The sequence below is a fragment of the Humiphilus diazotrophicus genome, assembly GCF_059726315.1.
On sequence record NZ_AP040870.1, the window covers coordinates 1,356,050 to 1,376,023 of the forward strand.

Annotated in this window: 17 protein-coding genes; 8 read left to right on the plus strand and 9 right to left on the minus strand. The window is 53.2% G+C overall.

Annotated elements, in window-relative coordinates; genetic code table 11:
* Positions 1 to 576 precede the first annotated feature (576 nt).
* Entirely contained in the window at positions 577 to 1,923 is a 1,347-nt protein-coding gene (locus AC6I7T_RS06935; protein ID WP_497792605.1) for a M23 family metallopeptidase, read from the minus strand.
* A gap of 296 nt (positions 1,924 to 2,219) precedes the next feature.
* Here AC6I7T_RS06935 and AC6I7T_RS06940 point away from each other — a divergent pair, with 296 nt between their 5' ends.
* The gene (locus AC6I7T_RS06940; protein ID WP_497792606.1) at positions 2,220 to 4,301 is read left to right on the plus strand and encodes a M13 family metallopeptidase; all 2,082 of its coding nucleotides are present in this window, start codon (positions 2,220 to 2,222) and stop codon (positions 4,299 to 4,301) included.
* Positions 4,302 to 4,523: 222 nt separating this feature from the next.
* Here AC6I7T_RS06940 and AC6I7T_RS06945 read toward each other — a convergent pair whose 3' ends face one another.
* From AC6I7T_RS06945 to AC6I7T_RS06980, 8 genes are all read right to left on the minus strand, one after another.
* On the minus strand, positions 4,524 to 5,183 hold the full coding sequence (locus AC6I7T_RS06945) for a response regulator transcription factor (RefSeq protein ID WP_497792607.1): 660 nt from the start codon (positions 5,181 to 5,183) through the stop codon (positions 4,524 to 4,526).
* Positions 5,180 to 6,907, minus strand: a complete 1,728-nt coding sequence (locus AC6I7T_RS06950) for a sensor histidine kinase (protein ID WP_497792608.1) — start codon at positions 6,905 to 6,907, stop codon at positions 5,180 to 5,182. Before AC6I7T_RS06950 ends, AC6I7T_RS06945 begins: the two co-directional genes overlap by 4 nt.
* Positions 6,908 to 7,128: 221 nt before the next feature.
* A complete protein-coding gene (gene hypF / locus AC6I7T_RS06955) occupies positions 7,129 to 9,438 on the minus strand; it encodes a carbamoyltransferase HypF (RefSeq protein WP_497792609.1) in 2,310 nt (769 codons plus the stop codon).
* A complete protein-coding gene (gene hypB, locus AC6I7T_RS06960; RefSeq protein WP_497792610.1) occupies positions 9,422 to 10,102 on the minus strand; it encodes a hydrogenase nickel incorporation protein HypB in 681 nt (226 codons plus the stop codon). Before hypB ends, hypF begins: the two co-directional genes overlap by 17 nt.
* Positions 10,065 to 10,445, minus strand: coding sequence for a hydrogenase maturation nickel metallochaperone HypA/HybF (locus AC6I7T_RS06965; RefSeq protein ID WP_497792611.1), 381 nt, complete (start codon positions 10,443 to 10,445; stop codon positions 10,065 to 10,067). The genes hypB and AC6I7T_RS06965 overlap by 38 nt, the downstream gene beginning before the upstream one ends.
* A gap of 7 nt (positions 10,446 to 10,452) precedes the next feature.
* Positions 10,453 to 11,508 (minus strand): hydrogenase expression/formation protein HypE, encoded by a 1,056-nt coding sequence (hypE, locus tag AC6I7T_RS06970; RefSeq protein ID WP_497792612.1) that lies wholly within the window; start codon positions 11,506 to 11,508, stop codon positions 10,453 to 10,455.
* Positions 11,509 to 12,630 carry a hydrogenase formation protein HypD gene (gene hypD, locus AC6I7T_RS06975; RefSeq protein WP_497792613.1) on the minus strand — a complete coding sequence of 374 codons (1,122 nt, stop codon included), beginning with the start codon at positions 12,628 to 12,630 and terminating at the stop codon, positions 11,509 to 11,511. It abuts the gene before it with no gap.
* Positions 12,627 to 12,911: a HypC/HybG/HupF family hydrogenase formation chaperone gene (locus tag AC6I7T_RS06980; RefSeq protein WP_497792614.1), complete on the minus strand. Its 285-nt coding sequence runs from the start codon at positions 12,909 to 12,911 to the stop codon at positions 12,627 to 12,629. The genes hypD and AC6I7T_RS06980 overlap by 4 nt, the downstream gene beginning before the upstream one ends.
* 596 nt (positions 12,912 to 13,507) lie before the next feature.
* On the opposite strand from AC6I7T_RS06980, the gene AC6I7T_RS06985 reads away from it, so the two are divergent.
* The 7 genes from AC6I7T_RS06985 (at position 13,508) to AC6I7T_RS07015 (ending at position 19,857) form a co-directional block, all read left to right on the plus strand.
* Complete coding sequence (locus AC6I7T_RS06985; RefSeq protein ID WP_497792616.1) at positions 13,508 to 14,005, plus strand: NAD(P)H-dependent oxidoreductase subunit E; 498 nt, start codon at positions 13,508 to 13,510, stop codon at positions 14,003 to 14,005.
* Positions 14,002 to 15,642, plus strand: a complete 1,641-nt coding sequence (locus AC6I7T_RS06990) for an NADH-ubiquinone oxidoreductase-F iron-sulfur binding region domain-containing protein (protein WP_497792617.1) — start codon at positions 14,002 to 14,004, stop codon at positions 15,640 to 15,642. Before AC6I7T_RS06985 ends, AC6I7T_RS06990 begins: the two co-directional genes overlap by 4 nt.
* On the plus strand, positions 15,639 to 16,349 hold the full coding sequence (gene hoxU, locus AC6I7T_RS06995; protein ID WP_497792618.1) for a bidirectional hydrogenase complex protein HoxU: 711 nt from the start codon (positions 15,639 to 15,641) through the stop codon (positions 16,347 to 16,349). Before AC6I7T_RS06990 ends, hoxU begins: the two co-directional genes overlap by 4 nt.
* Entirely contained in the window at positions 16,349 to 16,882 is a 534-nt protein-coding gene (locus AC6I7T_RS07000; protein WP_497792619.1) for an NADH-quinone oxidoreductase subunit B family protein, read from the plus strand. Before hoxU ends, AC6I7T_RS07000 begins: the two co-directional genes overlap by 1 nt.
* A 10-nt stretch (positions 16,883 to 16,892) precedes the next feature.
* Positions 16,893 to 18,314, plus strand: coding sequence for a Ni/Fe hydrogenase subunit alpha (locus AC6I7T_RS07005; protein ID WP_497792620.1), 1,422 nt, complete (start codon positions 16,893 to 16,895; stop codon positions 18,312 to 18,314).
* The gene (locus AC6I7T_RS07010; protein ID WP_497792622.1) at positions 18,314 to 18,784 is read left to right on the plus strand and encodes a hydrogenase maturation protease; all 471 of its coding nucleotides are present in this window, start codon (positions 18,314 to 18,316) and stop codon (positions 18,782 to 18,784) included. The genes AC6I7T_RS07005 and AC6I7T_RS07010 overlap by 1 nt, the downstream gene beginning before the upstream one ends.
* A gap of 767 nt (positions 18,785 to 19,551) precedes the next feature.
* The gene (locus AC6I7T_RS07015) at positions 19,552 to 19,857 is read left to right on the plus strand and encodes a hypothetical protein (protein ID WP_497792623.1); all 306 of its coding nucleotides are present in this window, start codon (positions 19,552 to 19,554) and stop codon (positions 19,855 to 19,857) included.
* Positions 19,858 to 19,974 lie beyond the last annotated feature (117 nt).

The window sequence follows — 19,974 nt, forward strand, 5'->3', positions numbered from 1 at the left end:
TTCGTAAGAAGAGATGAGTCGGCATATCGGAATGTGAACAAAAAGCGGAAGGCTTCTCTCCTGAAGCTTGTGATTCTGAATTTTTTCAAACAGGCTTGATGGTTTTTGTTCCCAATAGCGCTATTTAAGGTGGAAACATGTTGAGCATAGGATCAGTTACAATTTTCTGCCTTTCGTTAGGAACGCCTCTGGTAATCGCTAATGTCCGCAGAAGGCAACATTGCATCCCTCTCCTGCTAAAGGAGAGAGGGCATAAGGATTCGCCGAATCAATCACGGTCTCTTGTCCACCGCGCATGATTGTGTTGTGCTTTTCCTGTCATTCTTCCTTGGTTTATCCGGCATGATTCGCAGACTCTGCAGCTGCAATGCCGAAGAGCTCTGCCGTCAGTAGAACATCACTGGCGGAAGAGAAAGCACGACCCAACGCAGAGCTCCGGGGACAGCCACAAACTGTTCCCGGAGTGGGAGTGCAGAGCAGCTCAAATAGACACATAAAGATTAAAGACAAGCGGCGCCCCAATGTGGAGCGCCGCTTGTCTTTTCGATTTCTAGAATCGTATTGGTTACAAATAAGCTACTGGTGAAAGTCGGGAAGATCCACTCTCTTGGCAATGTGGTCTTTGATCCAGTGAGCATCCCACCATTCCTTGGGATCGATCTGAATTCCCTCCAACTGCATGCTGAAGTGAATATGATCACCGCCAGCCATTCCTGTCTCGCCGCTCTTGCCCATAACCTGACCACGCTTGACCATATCGCCAACCCGAACACCTATCTCGCTCATGTGTCCGTATATCGACTGCAGACCATATCCGTGATCTACCACGATGCAATTACCGTAAATACCCAGCGGAGCAGCATAAACGACGCGACCGTCATTTGTCGCTTCAACACCTACATGCTGCGTGATAGAGAGATCGTAGCCGAGATGAACCTGCTGATCGATCTTCTTGCCCTGATAGATGTAATTCCGTACATCCGCAAAGTGGGCCTCGACTTTTGAGTTGGCCTGCTGACGGAAGGGCTGCGACCATAGGAATCGAGGTTCTGTCTTAAACCGCAAGTCGGCCAGAACCTTGTTGTTCTCCTTACGCATCTCACTGTTGATCTTTACGAAACGAGTGACCATATCCCCGGATCCATTCGGATCCAGTTCGTTCACAACCTTCTGCATGAAGCGGTCGTCAATTGTCAGATCACGGACTCTATATACCGGCTGCTGGTTCTTCGGAAACTGAATGATCATTTGTCCGGTGACCATGTTCCCGGCAGGATTGGTTGCATACACCATCGGGATGGTTCCATCCGGCATATTCCAGGCAAAGGCAAAGAGCGAGAAGAGCCCAGGCTTGCCGCCCGGCATTGGCCAGCTGCGGAAAGTCTGGTTCCCCACTCGAACACCCGACTCCGTCGCATATCCGGAGACATTGAAGGTCACCAGCTCTGCCATGCCCTTATAGAGATAGTGCTGGTCGGAATCGACGGAGAGCATAGGCGGCTGCGTTACCACATTGACGTCGCGTGAAACCTCAACGGTCTTTCCACGGAAATCATTTGATGTGACCTCAAACACCAGGCGCGCCTTACCATCCTTGAGCTGAGGCGTCGTCTTGGTTCCAGCGGTAAGCTCCCAAGTGCTATCGGGAACATGCCGTTGCCAGAAGATCCGCCGTGACGGCTGGACGGTCTCCCACGCTTTATACCGGGCGCCATTCTGCTCGATAAAGGCAGAAATCTTCCGGACACCATGAGGATCTTTAACGTGAAGAGTCAGTGGCGTGGCTGCTCCAAGTGCAGTGACCGAAGCAGGCAACTCCACCACAGGCGTCGACGACAATACCAGCAAGATTACGATTGGTAGCGCGACGAGGATAAAGAGAATAGCAAGAAAAGTTCGCACTATGGAGAGAAAGCATAGCATGTCAGCTGCCCTTCGGGGAGAGACACAAATGAGTCCTAAATACACAGAAGTTTTCCTACGTGCTACCCTCGTTCTTTGTTGATCGTGTTCATGAACATCAACAGACAAAAGCGGTTCAGCGTAAAGGTACCTCCAGATCAGGCAAAGCCAACGCAGGGTTTCCACTAAATGAGCCCGTATTCTCCTGACAGACCAGTCTCGAATGTTGGACTTGGGAAAAACTGCATATAACGACACCTGACCAGACACCATGACACTGAAATTGCATTAAGCCTTCTTTGGAGAGCAATTTGTATATGAAAATCCCGTTACGACGTCCTTCCCTTATATTCATCGCCACTGCCTGTCTGGCCACGGTGCTTCCTATTTCTGTTGCCTGTGCACAGGAGACCCCCAAACAAGACACTCACGGCATTGCCACTGCCAACATGGACCGAGCGGTAAAACCAGGGGACGACTTCTATCGTTACGCCAACGGAGACTGGATTCGCCGCACAGAAATTCCTGCGGATCGCTCACGCATCGGCGTTTTCAATGCTCTCGGAGACCTCAGCAGTAAGCGGACAGCCGAATTGATCGAAGCCGCTGCAAGTAGTAATCCTCCAGCAGGTTCGAATGCCCGCAAGATCGCCGACCTGTACAACTCCTATATGAAGGAGGAGGTAATCGAATCCAAGGGACTGGCGCCTCTTCAGGGTCATCTCGCAGGAATAGCTGCAATCCACGATAAACGGGAATTGGCCCGTGCCTTAGGAGAGAGTCTTCGGGCCGACGTAGACCCGCTGAATAACACCAACTTCCATACCTCTAATCTATTTGGCTTGTGGGTGTCCCCCGGCTTTAATGATCCTGAGCACTATATGGCCTATCTGCTTCAAGGTGGATTGATGTTGCCGGATCGTGAGTTTTACCTTTCCACCAGCGAGCGGATGCGCAACATCCGTACCGCATATCAAGCCCACATCTCAACGGTTCTCAAGATGGCAGGCTTCAGCGATACAGATGCACGCGCCTCCCGTATTGTTGAACTGGAACACGCCATCGCTGAAAAGCATCTTAGCCTGGCCGAAAACGAGGAAATTCACAAGGCAAACAATACCTGGAGCCAATCGGACTTCGCGGTTAAAGCACCCGGCCTTGACTGGATGGAATACTTCCGCGCTGCCGGACTTTCCAAACAAACCAGCTTTATAGTCTGGCAGCCTAGCGCATTTGCAGGAGAGGCGGCACTGGTGGCTTCCGTTCCTCTAGATACGTGGAAAGACTGGCTGGCCTACCACCTGGTCGAAGCTTACTCCGATGCTTTACCCAAAGCCTTTGCCGAGGAACACTTTGCTTTCTTCGGTAAGACTCTTGCCGGAACTCCTCAGCAGCGCCCACGCTGGCAACGTGGCGTACAGCTGGTAAACGGCGAACTCGGCGACGCAGTAGGACAGGCATACGTTCAGAAGTACTTTTCGCCTCAAGCCAAAGCGCAAGCAGAAGCCATGGTCTCAAACTTGATCGAGGCATTTCGGAAGAGACTGAACGCACTCACCTGGATGACTCCGGCAACAAAAGCCGAAGCACTTGCAAAGCTCTCCAGCCTTTACGTTGGCGTTGGATATCCGGATACGTGGCATGACTATTCCGCTTATGAAGTAAAAGCAGACGATCTCTTTGGCAATCTGTGGAGGGGAGGACTCTTCTACTACAAATTCCAGACCGGGCGTCTGGGTGCAGAGGTTGACCGCAAGGAATGGTCGATGACACCGCAGACTGTAAATGCGGTAAATCTGCCGCTGCAAAATGCTTTGAACTTCCCGGCTGCAATCCTGCAACCGCCATTCTTCGATCCGAAGGCACCTGCCGCAGCAAACTACGGCGCCATCGGTTCCGTCATCGGACATGAAATCAGCCATACCTTCGATACGGAAGGAAGCGTCTTTGACGCCAAGGGTAGAATCCGAAACTGGTGGACCCCAGCCGACCTTGAGCACTTCCAGGGAGCCACCACAAAGCTGGCGCAACAATACGACGCCTATAAGCCATTTCCCGATCTTGCGGTTAATGGCAAACAAACTCTGGCAGAGAACATCGCCGATCTTGGCGGTATTGCTGCAGCCTATGACGGCTATCGGGCAGCCCTTTCAGGTAAGCCAGCGCCTGTTCAAGACGGCTTCTCCGGAGACCAGCAGTTCTATATCGCCTTCAGTCAAAATTGGGGAGCAAAGGCCCGAGAGGCGGCTCTTCGCCAACAGGTGCTGACAGATCCACATTCTCCCGGAGAATACCGGGCAGACATCGTTCGCAACAGCGATGCCTGGTACACCGCCTTCGCTGTTAAGCCGGGAGAGCAACTCTATCTCGATCCCAAGGACCGGGTACACATCTGGTAGCAACAAAACTCCAGTCTGCATCTATCAGAGCAATTTGCGCGTAGGTGCACATTCGCAAGAGAGAGTGAAATGCAGCTTCCTTCGACGGAAAGCTGCATTTCACTTTTTTATGCTTCGGGAAAGTTCAAAGCACCGAGATAAATAGACATTTCAAGGTAGTGGAAAGAAGCGAACTCACAAGGTCAACCGTAAATTGACGACCTTAGGAGTTAATAGCTAACCTCACTCATTGCCGCGCTTGGTTTCCGGCAGATAGCGACTGGCGTAAGCAATGACCTGGGAGCGGTTTTCCAGATGGAGACGGCCCACAATCTCTCCCATGTGGTATTTGATGGTTCGTTCGGTTAACCCCAGCTGATCGGCGATCTCTCTATAAGGTCTACCCTCGGCAACTCTGCGCAGAATTTTTATTTGTCTTTCGCTCAATACCGAAGACGCACTGGCGGGCGGCCCTCCTGCTTTCTGCTCACGTCGGGCAAACTCATTCATAATCTTGCCTGCCAGCCCGGGAGAGAGTGGCGTTTCGCCGCGTGCCATCCCTGCCAGAGCCTCCAAGAAGAGATCGGGCCGTTCATCTTTGATCAAGTATCCGCTTGCACCGGCAGCAATTGCGTCGAAAAGATATTCGTCTCGCTCGGAGATAGTCATCATGATGATCTTCAATAGCGGATACCGACGCTTGAGGATGCGAGTCGTTTCTATGCCATCCTGTTCCGGCATCTGCACATCCATCAGCACTAACTCGGGTCGAAGTCGATTCGCTAATGGCAGGACTGTAGCTCCGCTGGTAGCTGAGCCGACCACGATGTGACCATTCTCTTCCAGCAGATTGCTCAGACCGGAGAGAAAGAGCTTGTTGTCATCGACCAGGAGAATCTTCATTGTGTCACCTGGTTTAGAAGAATGCTCTCAGCCATAATCCCATCGGAAGAAACAGGTACCGTCAGAACGATGCGGGTTCCCACGCCAGCCTTCGATTCGATTTGCAACACAGCCCCAACCTCATCGGCGCGTTCCCTCATCATGCGCAGACCATGATGGCCCGATTGCTCGCGCACCATCTCCGGATCGAAGCCACACCCGTTATCTTCGACAGAGAAAATGAGCTTATTCTTTATGCGGTCAATCGTAATGAGGACACGGTCGGCCTGTGTAGATTTGCGTACATTCGCGAGTGCTTCCTGCAGTATCCGCATGAGCTGAGCTTCCGTGTGCGGAGAGAGTAGCTTCTCATGCCAGGAACAATGCAATTGCAGGCTGGCCTGCCATCCGCAGTGCTCCCGATACCAGCGAAGCTGTTCTTCGAGCGCGGGAAGCAACCCCCGATCCAACGTACCGCCAGTTTGAAGACTCGTAATGGCTTCACGCACTCCGACGTGCGTTTCCTGCACGACCTTCTGCAGCTGTTTCAGGAGTTCGAGAGCGCGCCCGGAATCCCCCTGCTCCATTTTGCCTCTCATCGTGTAGAGTTGCATGGAGAGATAGCTCCATAATTGGCCCTGTCCATCGTGCAACTCGCGTCCCAGACGAGCACGCTCTTCCAACAATGAAATCGCCTTTTCCTGCTCGACGATACGACTCTGTTGCGCTTTTTGAAGTGTGACGTCTTTGAAACAAAAAACCTGTCCAAGAAGATGCCCCGCCGTGGTGTACAAAGGCGTAGTCTGCACCTGAAAGAAGTGCTTCTTCCCTTCCATCTCCCAATTTGCTTCGCGCACTTGTGGTTCATGTGCTTCGCGCAATGGCAGAAGCACCGAAGAGACGTGAGCGATTGTGTCGAAACGAGCACCTTCCGCAGCCACGTTTGGAAAGATCTGACGCGCGGCAGTGTTCAGGCGGACGATGTAACCTTCCTCATCGACGACCAAGAGAGCATCGATCATGCTGCGTAACATGGCTTCCTGAGCCAGCGGCAGCACGCTATATGCCCTCCAGCGAAAAAATGCCCAGGCAGTCGCCAGTCCGGAAAGAAGAAAAAAGACCGCATGGGGGTCGTACATACTGGCCCACGGCATATATGCCATAAACTGGCCTGTCCAGGCGATCAGGCTCGGCACCAGAAAAGCCCATGCCTGGCGGCGGCGCAGTCCACGGCAGCGCAATGCCCAGCGCACATTGAGTCCCACCGAAAAGAAATTGACAGCATAAGCAAACAGGACTGTAAAGCCAAATAACCAGCCAGGATGTTCCCGCAGAACCCCGGATTCGCGCGCCGAAGCCCAAACCAGATGATGCCAAGGATTGCTAAGGACAAGCAACCCGCAGAGCAAGAGACCGATCTCGATGCCGGGTCTGAGCCAGAGTGGAGCTTCGCGGTCATATCTGCTCAGTTCCGAAATAAAGCGGTACCAGAAATAGACAGCGGCAAATGCACAGAGCGAACAGGCCAACTCGCTCGCCGCCCCCGACCGCCGCCCTTGGCACAGCGAAGCCGTGATAAGCATCACCAGCCACAGACTCTTGTTCGCTTGCAGTCCGATGTGCCAGCGCGCGCCCCGTTCGTTGCGGAATTGCCAGGTATAAACGGCAATTCCCTCAAGAACGGCGATGACACAGAACGTGAACGAAAGCTGCATCAGTGCGGAGATGGCAGAAGGTACGAGCATTATCCGAGATTATCTATCTCCATTTTCCCCCGCCTCATCGACAATGAAAAGCTGCATTCGCTTCTGTTGTCATCGTCCGAATCATGAGTTTGGAGAGGCGATTCCGGTCCGTCGGAACCAAAAACTGCATGTCCACACAAAAACTCATTGGCGGAAAGCTGCGTAAGCTTTGTGTCTCGATCTACATCTTTGAGGGAGATGCTCTAGCTGTGAAATTTAGATCAGTTAGCAAGGCGAGCAGCGGCAATCGCTGCTTGCCCATAACTCAAACCACCGTCGCCCGGGCTTACCTTTGATTGGAGATAAACCTCGAAGCCCGCAGCTGATAAGTTTTTACGCAGGAGTTTTGTCAACAGCCGATTGTGAAAGACTCCTCCACTTAATGCAACCTGCTTGATTCCTGTTCTACTTCCAGCTTCGACAGCACAATGAACATAAGCAGCCGCGACTGCCATATGAAAACGCAGACTCATTGTCACAGGATCTACACCGGCGCGAAGATCTGAAAGCAGTTCCGCCCAGAGTTGCGCTGGATCGAGTACAGCAGGCTTTCCTTCGTGCGGACAATATTGAATCGTATATCCGGATATTTCAGGACAGTTCTCTATGTCAGAGACTAATCCTTCCAGTTCAATGGCAGCCTGGGCCTCGTAATGCACATCCCTGCGTTTTAGAACCAAAGCTGCAACAGCATCAAAGAGTCGTCCGCAACTCGAGGTCAGAGGAGAGTTAATCCCTCGTTCGATCATCCGGTCAAGCACCTGAGCATCCTTTGCGGTTGTCCCTATCGCGGCAAGAATGTCGGGGGAATGAACTTCAGTACCTAAAGCGCTACGGAGATGTCCGAAGGCCATGCGCCACGGCTGATGAATTGCCGCCGCTCCTCCCGGCATGGCGACATACTTCAGATGTGCAAATCGCTCGAAGTCCTTGAGCGTTGCGATCAAAACTTCGCCGCCCCATACATGGCCATCTGTTCCGTATCCGGTTCCATCTAGAGATAAGCCGATCACAGAGCCTTCCAGCCCGTGTTCGGCAATGCAAGAAGCGATATGAGCATGATGATGCTGCACGCCGATTAAGGGCAGAGATTGCCGCTGAGCCCATTGCGTCGAAAGATAGCCAGGATGAAGATCATGGATGATATATTGCGGCTCGACCTCAAACGTATGCTTCAGATGAGCCAATGCTTCCTGGAAGAATTCCAACCCAGTGAGATTCTCCAAATCGCCCAAGTGCTGGCTCTGATAAGCAAAGCGCCCGGAAGACAGCGTAAATACATTCTTCAAATGACCGCCAACAGCAAGCAGTGGCGGAACTTCCAACGGAAGGTCCAAGGCCAGAGGCACAAATCCACGGGCTCGACGAATGATCTGCTGCCGGCCTTCCACGACTGCGAGCACGGAATCATCGCATCGCTGCAAGATATCCCGGTTATGGAAAAGAAATGTGTCGGCAATATTCTTTAACCGGCTCAGTGCTTCATCATTATCAATCGCTATTGGCTCTTCACTCAGATTGGCGCTGGTCATCACCAAAGCTTTGAGACTGTCATCTGCAAAGAGCAGGTGTTGCAGCGGAGCATAAGGTAGGAAGACACCCAGCCACGGCACGTCCGGAGCAACAGCAGGAGCGATAGAACGCTCATCCGAACGACGACGCAACAAAACAATCGGATGCTCGGGACCCGCTAGCAAGCTGCCTTCTTCTTCACTGACGGTGCAGAGCCTGCGCGCGGCATCGAGGTCCTTCACCATAATCGCAAGAGGCTTGCCGTAGCGGTGCTTTCGCTCCCTCAAACGTTGCACAGCTTCTTCGTTTGTGGCATCCACAGCTAGATGAAATCCACCGATGCCTTTGATGGCAAGAATGCGTCCCTCCGCCAACTGAAAGACAGCCTCTTCTACCGGATCGGGAACATCAACCTGCTTCCCCTCAGGATCTGTCAGCCAGACTTTAGGGCCACAATCCCAACAGGCATTCGGCTGCGCATGAAAGCGCCGATTCAGAGGATCGTGATATTCCGCATCGCAGGCTGGACACATCGGAAACCGCGCCATTGAAGTCTGTGGCCGGTCATAGGGGATCTGCTTCGTGATGGTGTAACGTGGACCGCAATTCGTGCAATTGGTAAAGGGATAGCGATAGCGGCGATCCTTGGGATCGAGCAATTCGCGCAGGCAGTCCGGACAAGTAGCAGCATCGGCGGGAATCTGCGTATTGACGTGTCCACTCGGATCACTGGCAACAATCACAAAGGCCGAATCGCCACAGATATCCATCTCGTGCACCTGCAGAGACGTAATCTTGGCAAGAGGAGGGATCTCAGCAGACAGCCGCTGCAAAAAGCGATCAACCTGCGAGGCGCTACCTTCAACCTCTACAGTAACGCCCGCGGTTCCATTCGATATCTTTCCAGTGAGATGTTCTTCTGTCGCTAATCGATAGACATATGGGCGGAAGCCTACGCCTTGGACTACTCCACTAACGCAAACCTGGCGCCGAATTATCGTATCAGCGGGCAGTGGCAAGACTGTCTTCCTTTGCCTTATTCATGCGAGCTTGTAACCAGCTTATCCATGCATCCAGGCCACCGGGAGCAGTCGAGGAACACCGCAAAATCTCCATACCAGGATGAACACGCCGTGCATTCTGCTCGGCCAGATCTGCATTAAAGGACAGATAAGGCAATAAATCCACCTTAGTCAGAAGGAAAAGATCCGACTTAAAGAAGATAGAAGGATACTTTAGAGGCTTATCTTCGCCTTCGGTCACACTTAGCAAAACCACCTTGGCGGCCTCGCCTAAATCATAACTGGAGGGGCAAACCAGATTACCGACGTTCTCTACCAGCAATAAATCGAGATCGGCTAAAGACCAGTCGGCCAGCGATGTCTCAATCATGCGGCCATCGAGATGACAGGTTCCACCCGTTGTTATCTGCTTTACAGGGAACCCGTATTGCGCCAGACGCTTAGCATCATTGTCGGTCTGGATATCTCCCGTAAGAACCGCAACTCGAGTCTTGGGATCGAGATTCGCCAGAGTCTTCTCCAGGAGAGCAGTCTTCCCCGATCCCGGAGAGCTGATAAAGTTCAAACAGAGGACGCCGTTCTCGCGATAGCGCTGCCTCAAAGTTTCGGCGATGCGCTGATTTTCATTGAGTACTTTGGACTTCAGTTCCAGGCGTTCCATCGGTATCTATCTCCAAGAATTCAAGGTCGAGTTCATCGCCTCCATCAGGCTCGGTAGCGTTGCTGTGGCAAGCCGGACAAAAGGTGTTGTACTCCTCGACAACAAAGTTAGTTCCACACTGAGTGCAGGTTCGGCGCGCAGGAATCACGTTGGGAACCAGCTCCAACTTCTCCCAATCCGTACCAAGAAGCACTGCCTCAAAACAGAATTGTAGAGCTGAGGGATCGATTGCCGCCATTGAACCGATCTTGACTCCTATTCGAGTAGGCTTCGCTCCCGGATAGGGTTCCAACTGCTTGCGAATACAATCCAGGATCGATTGAGCAATCGAGAGTTCGTGCATACAGACCTCAGCAAATACGCGGCAACTGATCGCCGGCCAACATATCGACAACACGCATGGTCCCCAGGTCCGTACGCATCGTAACCAATCCTGCGTGAGCTTCCGTGACGGTGCCGATCAAACGAGCATCGGAGGCAACATCGACTGAACGCATAGCAGCAAGAGCTGCTTGTGCTTCGGCCTCCGGCACAATCGCAATCAGCTTGCCTTCGTTAGCAACATACAGCGGATCCAGCCCAAACAGTTCACAGGCTCCGCGAACACTATCTTGAACAGGAATCGACCGCTCCTGAATCTCCATCCCCACAGAAGCCGATCCGGCAATCTCATTCAGAGCACTCGACAGGCCTCCACGAGTCAGGTCGCGCATGCAACGGACTCCCGGAGCGGCACGGAGAATCGCAGCACAGAGTTCATGAAGAGGTGCAGCATCGCTGCGCAGATCGCCATCCAACTCCAACCCTTCGCGCTGAGCAAGAACCGTAATACCGTGATCCCCTAAAGGTCCGCTTAACAAGATCTGATCGCCGGACTTCACGTTCGCAGCCGAAAGAGAAACACCCTTAGGAATCGCGCCTATGCCAGAGGTATTAATAAAGATCTGGTCTCCGCTTCCCTTCTCGACAACTTTCGTATCTCCGGTCACGATTGTGACCCCGACGCGGCGAGCAGCTTCCGCCATTGCGTTGACAACCTGCCGCAAGGTATCGATCGGAAGTCCTTCTTCCAAAATGAAAGCAGCACTCAAAAAGCGAGGCTCCGCACCACCGACAGCTAAGTCGTTGACCGTGCCATAGACGGCCAGTTCGCCGATGTTGCCGCCAGGAAAGAAGAGCGGCTTAATGACAAAGGAATCCGTCGAAAAAGCTATCCGCCCACTCCCCACTTCTAGACAGGCTTGATCGTTCAGAGCCTCAAGAGCCGGATTACCGAAGGCCGGCATGAAGATATTCCGCATCAAGTCGGCCGAGAGCTTCCCCCCCGAACCGTGTCCCAGGACGATATGTGTATTCGCCGCAATCGGCATTGGGCATGAACCAACAGGAAAAACAGAGCTGCCCATTTACTTTCCTCCTCCTAGGGACACAAGCGCATCGGAACCGTGACGGCGATAGTGATAATAAGCCGCACAAGCTCCCTCGGCAGAAACCATCGGAGCGCCTAAAGGCGACTCGGGGGTACAACGAGAACCGAAGGCCGGACAATCGGTCGGCTTCTTCAGGCCTTGCAGAACCTGCGAACTCATACACTCGGCGGGCTCTTCCACGGCGATATCAGCCAGGTTGAACTTAGCCTCAGCATCATATTCCCGCCAGCTATCGCGCATCTTAAGACCGCTGTCAGGGATAAATCCTAAACCGCGCCACTTACGGCCGGATACTTCAAAGATATCTTCAACAAGCTGTTTGGCACGCGCATTGCCCGCAGAACCCACCGAACGAACATACTGATTCTCTACCTCGGCACGTCCTTGCTCAAGCTGTTGCGCAAGCATCACGATAGCTTCGAGTAAGTCGACGGGTTCGAAGCCGCCAACCACAATCGGTATCTTTAACTCCTTCGAGAGCGCAACATACTCCTCAACACCGACAATCGTGCAAACATGCCCTGGAGCAATAAGCCCCTGCACCCGATTAACCGGAGACGATAGGAGCAGACGCACGGCCGGCGGTACCAACACATGCGAAGCCAGTAAAGAGAAGTTGTGAATACCTTGGCGCTTTGCCTGCCATACCGCTGCGGCATTCGGCGGAGCCGTTGTCTCGAAGCCAATGCCGAAAAACACGATTTCTTTCGTTGGGTTCTCGCGAGCTATCTTCAAGCTATCCAGCGGAGAGTAGACCATCCGCACATCGGCTCCACGCGCCTTAACGTGCAATAAGTCCGTCGTCGAACCGGGAACCCTCAGCATATCTCCATAAGAAACAAGAATCACGTCGGGACGCTGAGCCAGGATAAGTGCCTTATCGATAGTCTCCAGCGGAGTTACACAGACCGGGCATCCCGGACCATGGACCATCTGCATACCCGCTGGCAACAACTCGTCGATTCCATAGCGCATCAGGGTATGAGTCTGCCCGCCACAAACCTCCATCAGGACCCAAGGCTTGGTGGCAATACTCTTCAAACGATCGACCAGGGAACGAGCCAGACGCTCGTCACGATACTCATCGATGTATTTCATGCATTTGGTCCTGAGGGTGTTTGGGTGGGCTCTACGCTATCATTCAGTTCGGCTTCAAGCATTCCATTCGCCTGAAGAAATTCGAGAGAAGTCTTGGCATCTTCCTCATTGACACGGCTGATGGCAAAACCGACGTGTACAAGCACATAATCGCCAATTTCGGCCTCAGGCAAAAAATCCAGGCATGCTTCCCGGACGATGCCTCCAAACTGTACGCGTCCTGTCAGAACGCCATTCGTTTCCTGCTTCCCTACCAGCTTGCCGGGAATTGCCAGACACATAAAATTAACCTTCCTGCTGCACAACGGTATGTGAGGGGGCGTTATTCTGTATACACCCTACCCCTTACGGCTGTGGCATTTCTAGAGGCGATTCTAGGGGGCAAACGGCCCCGATGATGTGATTTGTATCACCTGAACAACCGTACCCTCGAAAGCACGACAGTCCATTCTCTAACCTCTACCAATTCTGTGTTTTGGGGTTTCATATCCCGGCACCGGGCACTTTCGGTGACGTGGAAAAGTGTTTGTCACTGGGCAAAAATGGCTTTTGTATCGCCTGCGGTAACTTATTGCAAAATCGAGATTTGTTGGCCAAATTCAGGCTGAAATTGCAGCCGTGATGGCCATCACGGAATGTCCCACCAACCGATACTACAAATCCATAAGGCAACAAGACAGCAATTCCGAAGCCCTGAAATTTGGATCGTTAAAGGTACGTCGGAAGGCTATAGCGTTTCTACATTCGATGTCGGCCTGGGCATATAGCCAAGTTGGCGGTTTCCTTTAGGGGAGGGCGCCAGTCTGCACGATCCCAGAGTAGGCCTCGGAGGATGTAGGAGTGCCGTAAGCTAACGCCTATCCTTCGAGGAGGAACCGTGTCACCCTACGCAATGCCACCTCTGCCGTCAGAGGACAAGCGCTGGAAGATCGTGAATGGAACCATGCGTCGTCATGGTTTTGCTCGCCACGCGCTTATCGAGACGTTGCACACCGTGCAATCGTCATTTGGATTTCTCGATGATGAGGCCATTCAATTCGTCGCGAAATCATTGCGAGTACCGCTTAGCCAAGCGTACGGGGTAGTGACCTTTTATCACTACTTCAGCTTGAAACCACCTGGAAAACATACCTATACGATCTGCACCGGAACGGCCTGCTACATCAAGGGATCCGACAAACTGGTTGCGGAAGCAGAGAAGCTCCTGAAAGTAAAACAGGGCGAAACGACTCCGGACGGCAAAATCTCTTTGATGACAGCGCGCTGTGTAGGCGCCTGCGGAAGAGCCCCCGTTGCCCTCGAAGACGGTGAATTGGTTGGTATGGAAACTACTGCGAGCATGCTCGAACAGCTGGAAAGGTGGCAGGTGGAATGAACGCCGAAGAGCTACAGCAGATAGCGGAGTCCGTACGGCAGGAACACGGCCGTTATGACTATGAAATCAATGTCTGTATGGGAACTGGCTGCCTTTCCCAACACAGCGATCAACTGAAAGCAGCACTCGAAAAGGAAGTCGAAGCCAGCGGCAAGAAGACCTATGTCCGTCGCACGGGTTGCATGGGACTATGCGCTCGTGGTCCTCTTGTTCTGGTCGATCCGAGTGAAACCCTTTACAGTCACGTACATGCCGAGCATGCCAAAGCTGTTGTTAACAGCCTAGGGAATGCGCCGGTTGCAGAACTGCAATGCGACCTGAGCGACTACATGCGCGGTCAGGAACATGTTGTTCTGGAAAACTCCGGCCACGTCGATCCGGAAAAGATCGATGACTACATCGGCCGCGATGGTTTCAAGGCACTGCTCAAGGCCCTCACGGAAATGGAGCCGGTCAGCGTCATTGACCAGATCTCCAAGAGCGGTCTCCGTGGCCGTGGCGGTGGTGGATATCCTACGGGCCTGAAGTGGGGCACGGTTGCGAAGGCAGTTGGCGATCAGAAGTACGTCATCTGCAACGGCGACGAAGGCGATCCCGGTGCTTTCATGGACCGCAGCGTTCTCGAAAGCGATCCGCAACGCGTCCTGGAAGGCATGGCGATCGCCGCTTACGCAATCGGAGCCAGCAAGGGATTTATCTACGTCCGTGCGGAGTATCCGCTGGCAGTCAGCCGTCTGACCGCTGCGATCCGCGATGCACGCCGTCGTGGGTTCCTGGGTAACAATATTTGCGGTACGCCGTTCAGCTTCGATATCGACATCCGCTTGGGTGCAGGCGCCTTTGTCTGCGGTGAAGAAACAGCCCTCATCGCATCCATCGAAGGTCGCCGTGGTACGCCGAAGCCGAGACCGCCATATCCGGCGGTTGCTGGACTATGGGGCAAGCCGACACTGCTCAATAACGTCGAGACCTATGCCAACGTTCCTCCCATCATCCGCAAGGGTGCAGAGTGGTTCGCAGGCAAGGGCACCGAAAAGAGCAAGGGAACGAAGGTATTCGCTCTGACCGGAAAGATCACCAACACTGGTTTGGTGGAAGTTCCGATGGGCATCAATCTTCGCGACATTATCTACGGCATCGGTGGCGGTGTTCCTGACGGGCACAAGTTTAAGGCCGTACAGACCGGTGGACCTTCCGGTGGTTGTATTCCGGAAGACCTGCTCGATCTGAAGGTCAGCTATGAATCGCTGATCGAAGCCGGCTCCATGATGGGTTCCGGAGGCATGATCGTCATGGACGACACCTCCTGCATGGTCAACGTGGCACGCTTCTTCGTCGAATTCTGTATGACTGAGTCTTGCGGCAAGTGCATTCCCTGCCGTGTAGGTACCGCTCAGATGTACGAGATCCTGACAAAGATCTGCAATGGCCAGGCAACGATGGACGATCTCGATTTGTTGGTCGACCTCTGTGGAACGGTGAAGGAAACCAGCCTTTGCGGACTTGGTCAAACCTCACCCAACCCCGTCCTGAGCACGCTCCGCTACTTCAAACACGAATACATCGAGCACATCGAGAAGAAGCATTGTTCCGCCGGCGTATGTTCGTGCGGTGCAGCCGTGGAGGTGACGGCATGAGCGTAGCCGTAGATGTAAAGACACTAGTCATTGACGGACAGAATGTAAGTGCCCGCGCCGACCAGACCATTCTGGAAGTAGCGAAGGAAAATGGCATCAACATTCCCACACTCTGTCATCTGGATGGACTCTCCGACGTCGGCGCCTGCCGTCTCTGCCTCGTAGAGATCAAGGGCAACAACAAGCTGTTACCTGCCTGCGTCGCCAAGGTCGATGAGGGAATGGAAGTTACCACCAACTCCGAACGGCTAAAGAAGCATCGCCGCACGATCCTGGAGTTGCTCTTCACCGAGCGTAATCACGTTTGTGCGGTCTGCGTGGCCAATGGCCACTGCGAACTGCAATCCATGGCCGTGCAACAGGGACTCACCCACGTTCGCCTTCCCTATCGGAATCCGAAGCTGGAAGTGGATGCATCGCACGAGCGCTTTACCTCCGATCCCAATCGCTGCATCCTCTGCACACGGTGTGTGCGTGTCTGCGAGGAAATCGAAGGTGCGCATATTTGGGATGTAATGGGACGTGGCATCGACTCGAAGGTAATCTCGGATCTGGCTCAACCTTGGGGCTCCTCCGCTTGTACTCGTTGCGGAAAGTGCGTCCAAGTCTGCCCGACCGGAGCACTCTTCGATAAGAGTAAGATCGGCACCTCTCATCCGAAGCATCCCGAGTTCCTGCCATACCTGAACATGATGAGGGAGGAATAATGAGCAAACTGAAACTGGCAACGGTGTGGCTGGACGGCTGCTCAGGCTGCCACATGTCCTTCCTGGACATGGATGAACGCCTGCTCGAATTGGCCGGAAAGGTAGACTTGGTTTATAGCCCTCTGGTCGACCTGAAGAAGTTTCCGGAAATGGTGGATATCGCCTTGGTTGAAGGCGCTATCGGCAGTGTTGAGGATGAGGAGAAGATTCACCACATCCGCAAACATACAAAGACATTGATCGCCATGGGTGACTGCGCCATTACCGGAAACGTCTCGGCAATGCGCAATCCCTTCGGTCCTAAAGCAGTAATTGAACGCGCCTATGTGGAAACGGCGGAACCACCGCTCAAGCAGCCCTTTGTCGTGGTACCCACGCTGAAGGAAAAGGTTCGTCCTATCCACGAATTTGTGAAGGTCGATGTTTATCTGCCCGGCTGCCCGCCTTCGGCTGACACCTTTTATACGGTGCTGACTGAACTGCTGGCCGGCAAGACACCTGATATCGCAAGCCTAACCAGGTTTGGTGCGTAGGAGAGTTTCAATGTCACAAACAATTCTCATTGATCCGATTACGCGCCTCGAAGGTCATGCAAAGGTCACACTGAAGACCAATGACCAAGGCGCGATTGAAGACGCTCAGTTACATATCACCCAGGTGCGTGGTTTCGAGAAGTTCAGCGAGGGTCGGCCTTTCTATGAAATGCCGAGCCTCATGGCACGCATCTGCGGTATTTGCACTGTTTCCCATTTGCTGGCAGGTGCAAAAGCCGCTGAAGGCATCATGGCCGTCAAGATTCCTCCGACCGCAGCCAAGCTGCGCCGCGTTGCGAACCTTGCACAGGCCATTCAGTCTCACGCTCTCAGCTTCTTCCACCTGTCTTCTCCCGACCTGCTGTTGGGTATGGATTCTCCAGTCGAAAAGCGCCATATCTTCGGTCTGGTCGAGAGCAATCCCGAGATGGCTCGCGCAGGTATTCAGCTGCGCCGCTTCGGACAGCGCGTCATCGAAATCATGGGTGGCAAGCGAATCCACACCGGCTGGATCATCCCGGGTGGTGTAACCGAAGCTCTGAGCGAAGCAAAGCGCGACGAGATCCTCGGCATGGTTCCGCAGGCTTATAGCAACATCAAGCTTGCCTTAGCCGCTTACAAGAAAATTGCCGGCAACTTCACCGACGAGATCGCCAACTTTGCCAACTTCCCGAGCCTCTTCCTTGGCATGACAACAGAGGATGGCGGCTTCGAGCTTAGCGATGGCAAGTTGACCCTGACCGATGCAGCCGGCAAGATTCTCGAGAAGGAAATCGAAGCACCTCAGTACGAGGGCTACTTTGCCGAAGCAGCAGAACCATTCACGTATATGAAGTTCCCGTACTACCGGAAGCTTGGATATCCGGATGGTTCTTTCCGTGTAGGACCGCTGCCCCGTTTGAACATCGCCACGCACGCAGGTACGCCTCTTGCCGATGTCGAATTCAAGGAGTTCAAGCAGATCAGCAATGGCCCGATCCTCGGCTCGTTCTACTACCACCATGCACGGTTGATCGAAATCCTGCACGGGATCGAAGTAATCGAGCAGTTGATGTCGGACAAGAGCATTCTCGACACGCACGTCCGCGCCAGCGCTGGAGTCAACAGCCTGGAGGGTATGGGCTTTGTCGAAGCTCCTCGCGGCACGCTGTTCCATCACTACAAGGTGAACGACGACGGTCAAATCACCTTTGCAAACCTCATCGTTGCGACCGAGCACAACAACAATGCCATGAATCGTGGCATCCTGCAGGCCGCAAAGAAGTACGTCAAGGCAGACAAGCTGGAAGAAGGCATGCTGAATCGCGTTGAAGCGGTCATCCGTACCTTCGATCCATGCCTGAGCTGCTCAACCCATGCCTTCGGAGAAATGCCTCTCTCGATTGAGTTGTTCTCTTCCGATGGCAAGCAACTGGACAAGGTACAGCGTTAATGGTGCGTTGTCTGGTTCTGTGCTGCGGTAATCCTATTCGGGGCGATGACGGCGTCGCCTGGAAGATCGCTGAGGCAGTGGAGTTCGCTTCACTGCCCGGCGTAACGGTAATTGCCGATCAGCAGTGGTTGCCAGAACTCGCAGAGGAGCTCCACGAAGTAGACGCCGTCTTCTTCGTGGATGCTTCCACTGCATCTATGGCAGGAACGGTTTCCTTCTTCCCAGTGAAGCCCGCAAAGTCCTTGCCAAGGCTCTTCACTCACCACATGGATGCTCCTACTCTGCTGAAGATCACTTACGATCTCTATGGCCGGGTTCCCGAACAAGCTTCGATCCTGACGGTCGGAGTGGAATCGATGGAGTTCCGTGAAGGACTAAGTGAGCCCGTGTGCCGTGCGCTACCCGAAGCAATCGCTACACTCACAGTCGCAATTCGGGAAGCCATCGAAGCACCTGTTGCTGTTTCCTAGTCATCATCCACGGACGGATAGTGGCCCATTCAAGCCTTCTTTGGGCTTGAGTGGGGCAGTTCCCTTTCTCAGAGCATTTGCATTTCAGCGTTATAGCATTTCCTGAAAAGATGTAGGCCGAAGCAATAGAAGTTAACGCGGCTTCCAGCCAAGGGCCGGGACCCTAGCAAACTTGTCTTTGGTTGGCTGAGGTGGAAAGAAAGCTGCTCTTCGCTATCGTTGCCAAGTTTATACCTATGCGGCGAAGGCTTTAGGTGCCAGGGAATATTTCTGGGAACAAGCGAATTTCGACAGACACTGGAAGTTTGCAAGCGTTACCTTGGCATCCTAGAGGGATGCCAAGGTCTGGAGTTTCTACAATTCCAAACAGGAAGACAGGGAAAGAAGATAGTAAACAATGAAGGAGAGAAGCGAAATCTCCGCTTCTCCTCGCATCGTTCCTGCATCGGCAAAGCATCCCGGAGATGCGGCCTCTGCTGGCACACCTGCTCGCAAATTGGCCACGCTCCAGAAGCATCCCTCCAGGATGCTTTGGCAACGTATGAACAAGGCGAGAAGAAAGGGAGGCTGTTCTCCTCTCTTCTACTATTCCCTAGCCTCTTTCCTGCCTTCCCGCTTAATACCTGACAGGAGCAACCAGCGTCACGGCGTATTGATAGAATCGGTGAGTTATGCGGATCATTTTGCGGTTGATAGCGGTGCTCTCGCTTTTATCGGTGCTTGCAACGGTTGCGTTTGTCCTAGGCATCTGGCAACGGGGAGGAATTTTGCCAGTGCTTCACGCAGGCATCTTTGGAGTCTTGACCGTTATAGGCTGGCTGATCACATTGTTCGTAGGCCCTCCCGCAGTTGTTCTTTTGTGGCGACAAAACAATCTCGGACGCATAGCCTCTATCCTCTTCTGGGGAAGTATTTGCCTCTATTACGTTGTAGGCCTATTGTTCTTTCGTACCCCGGATACGCACTATGGAAGCCTCTTTTCGGGCATCATTGTGAGCATGATTCCGATAGCTATTTTGGTTTCTCCTAAAGCGCAGCTCGCCTGCAAATCTCGAAACAATGCCATCAAATAACCCAAGGTAGACCGAGGCAAAATCCGGCTTCATGAAATATGGTTATCCTAATAGCCTGCACGCCTCCCTTGAATAAGTTTTTTATCTATAAGTTATTTTCAAGTTATCCCGAAGGCT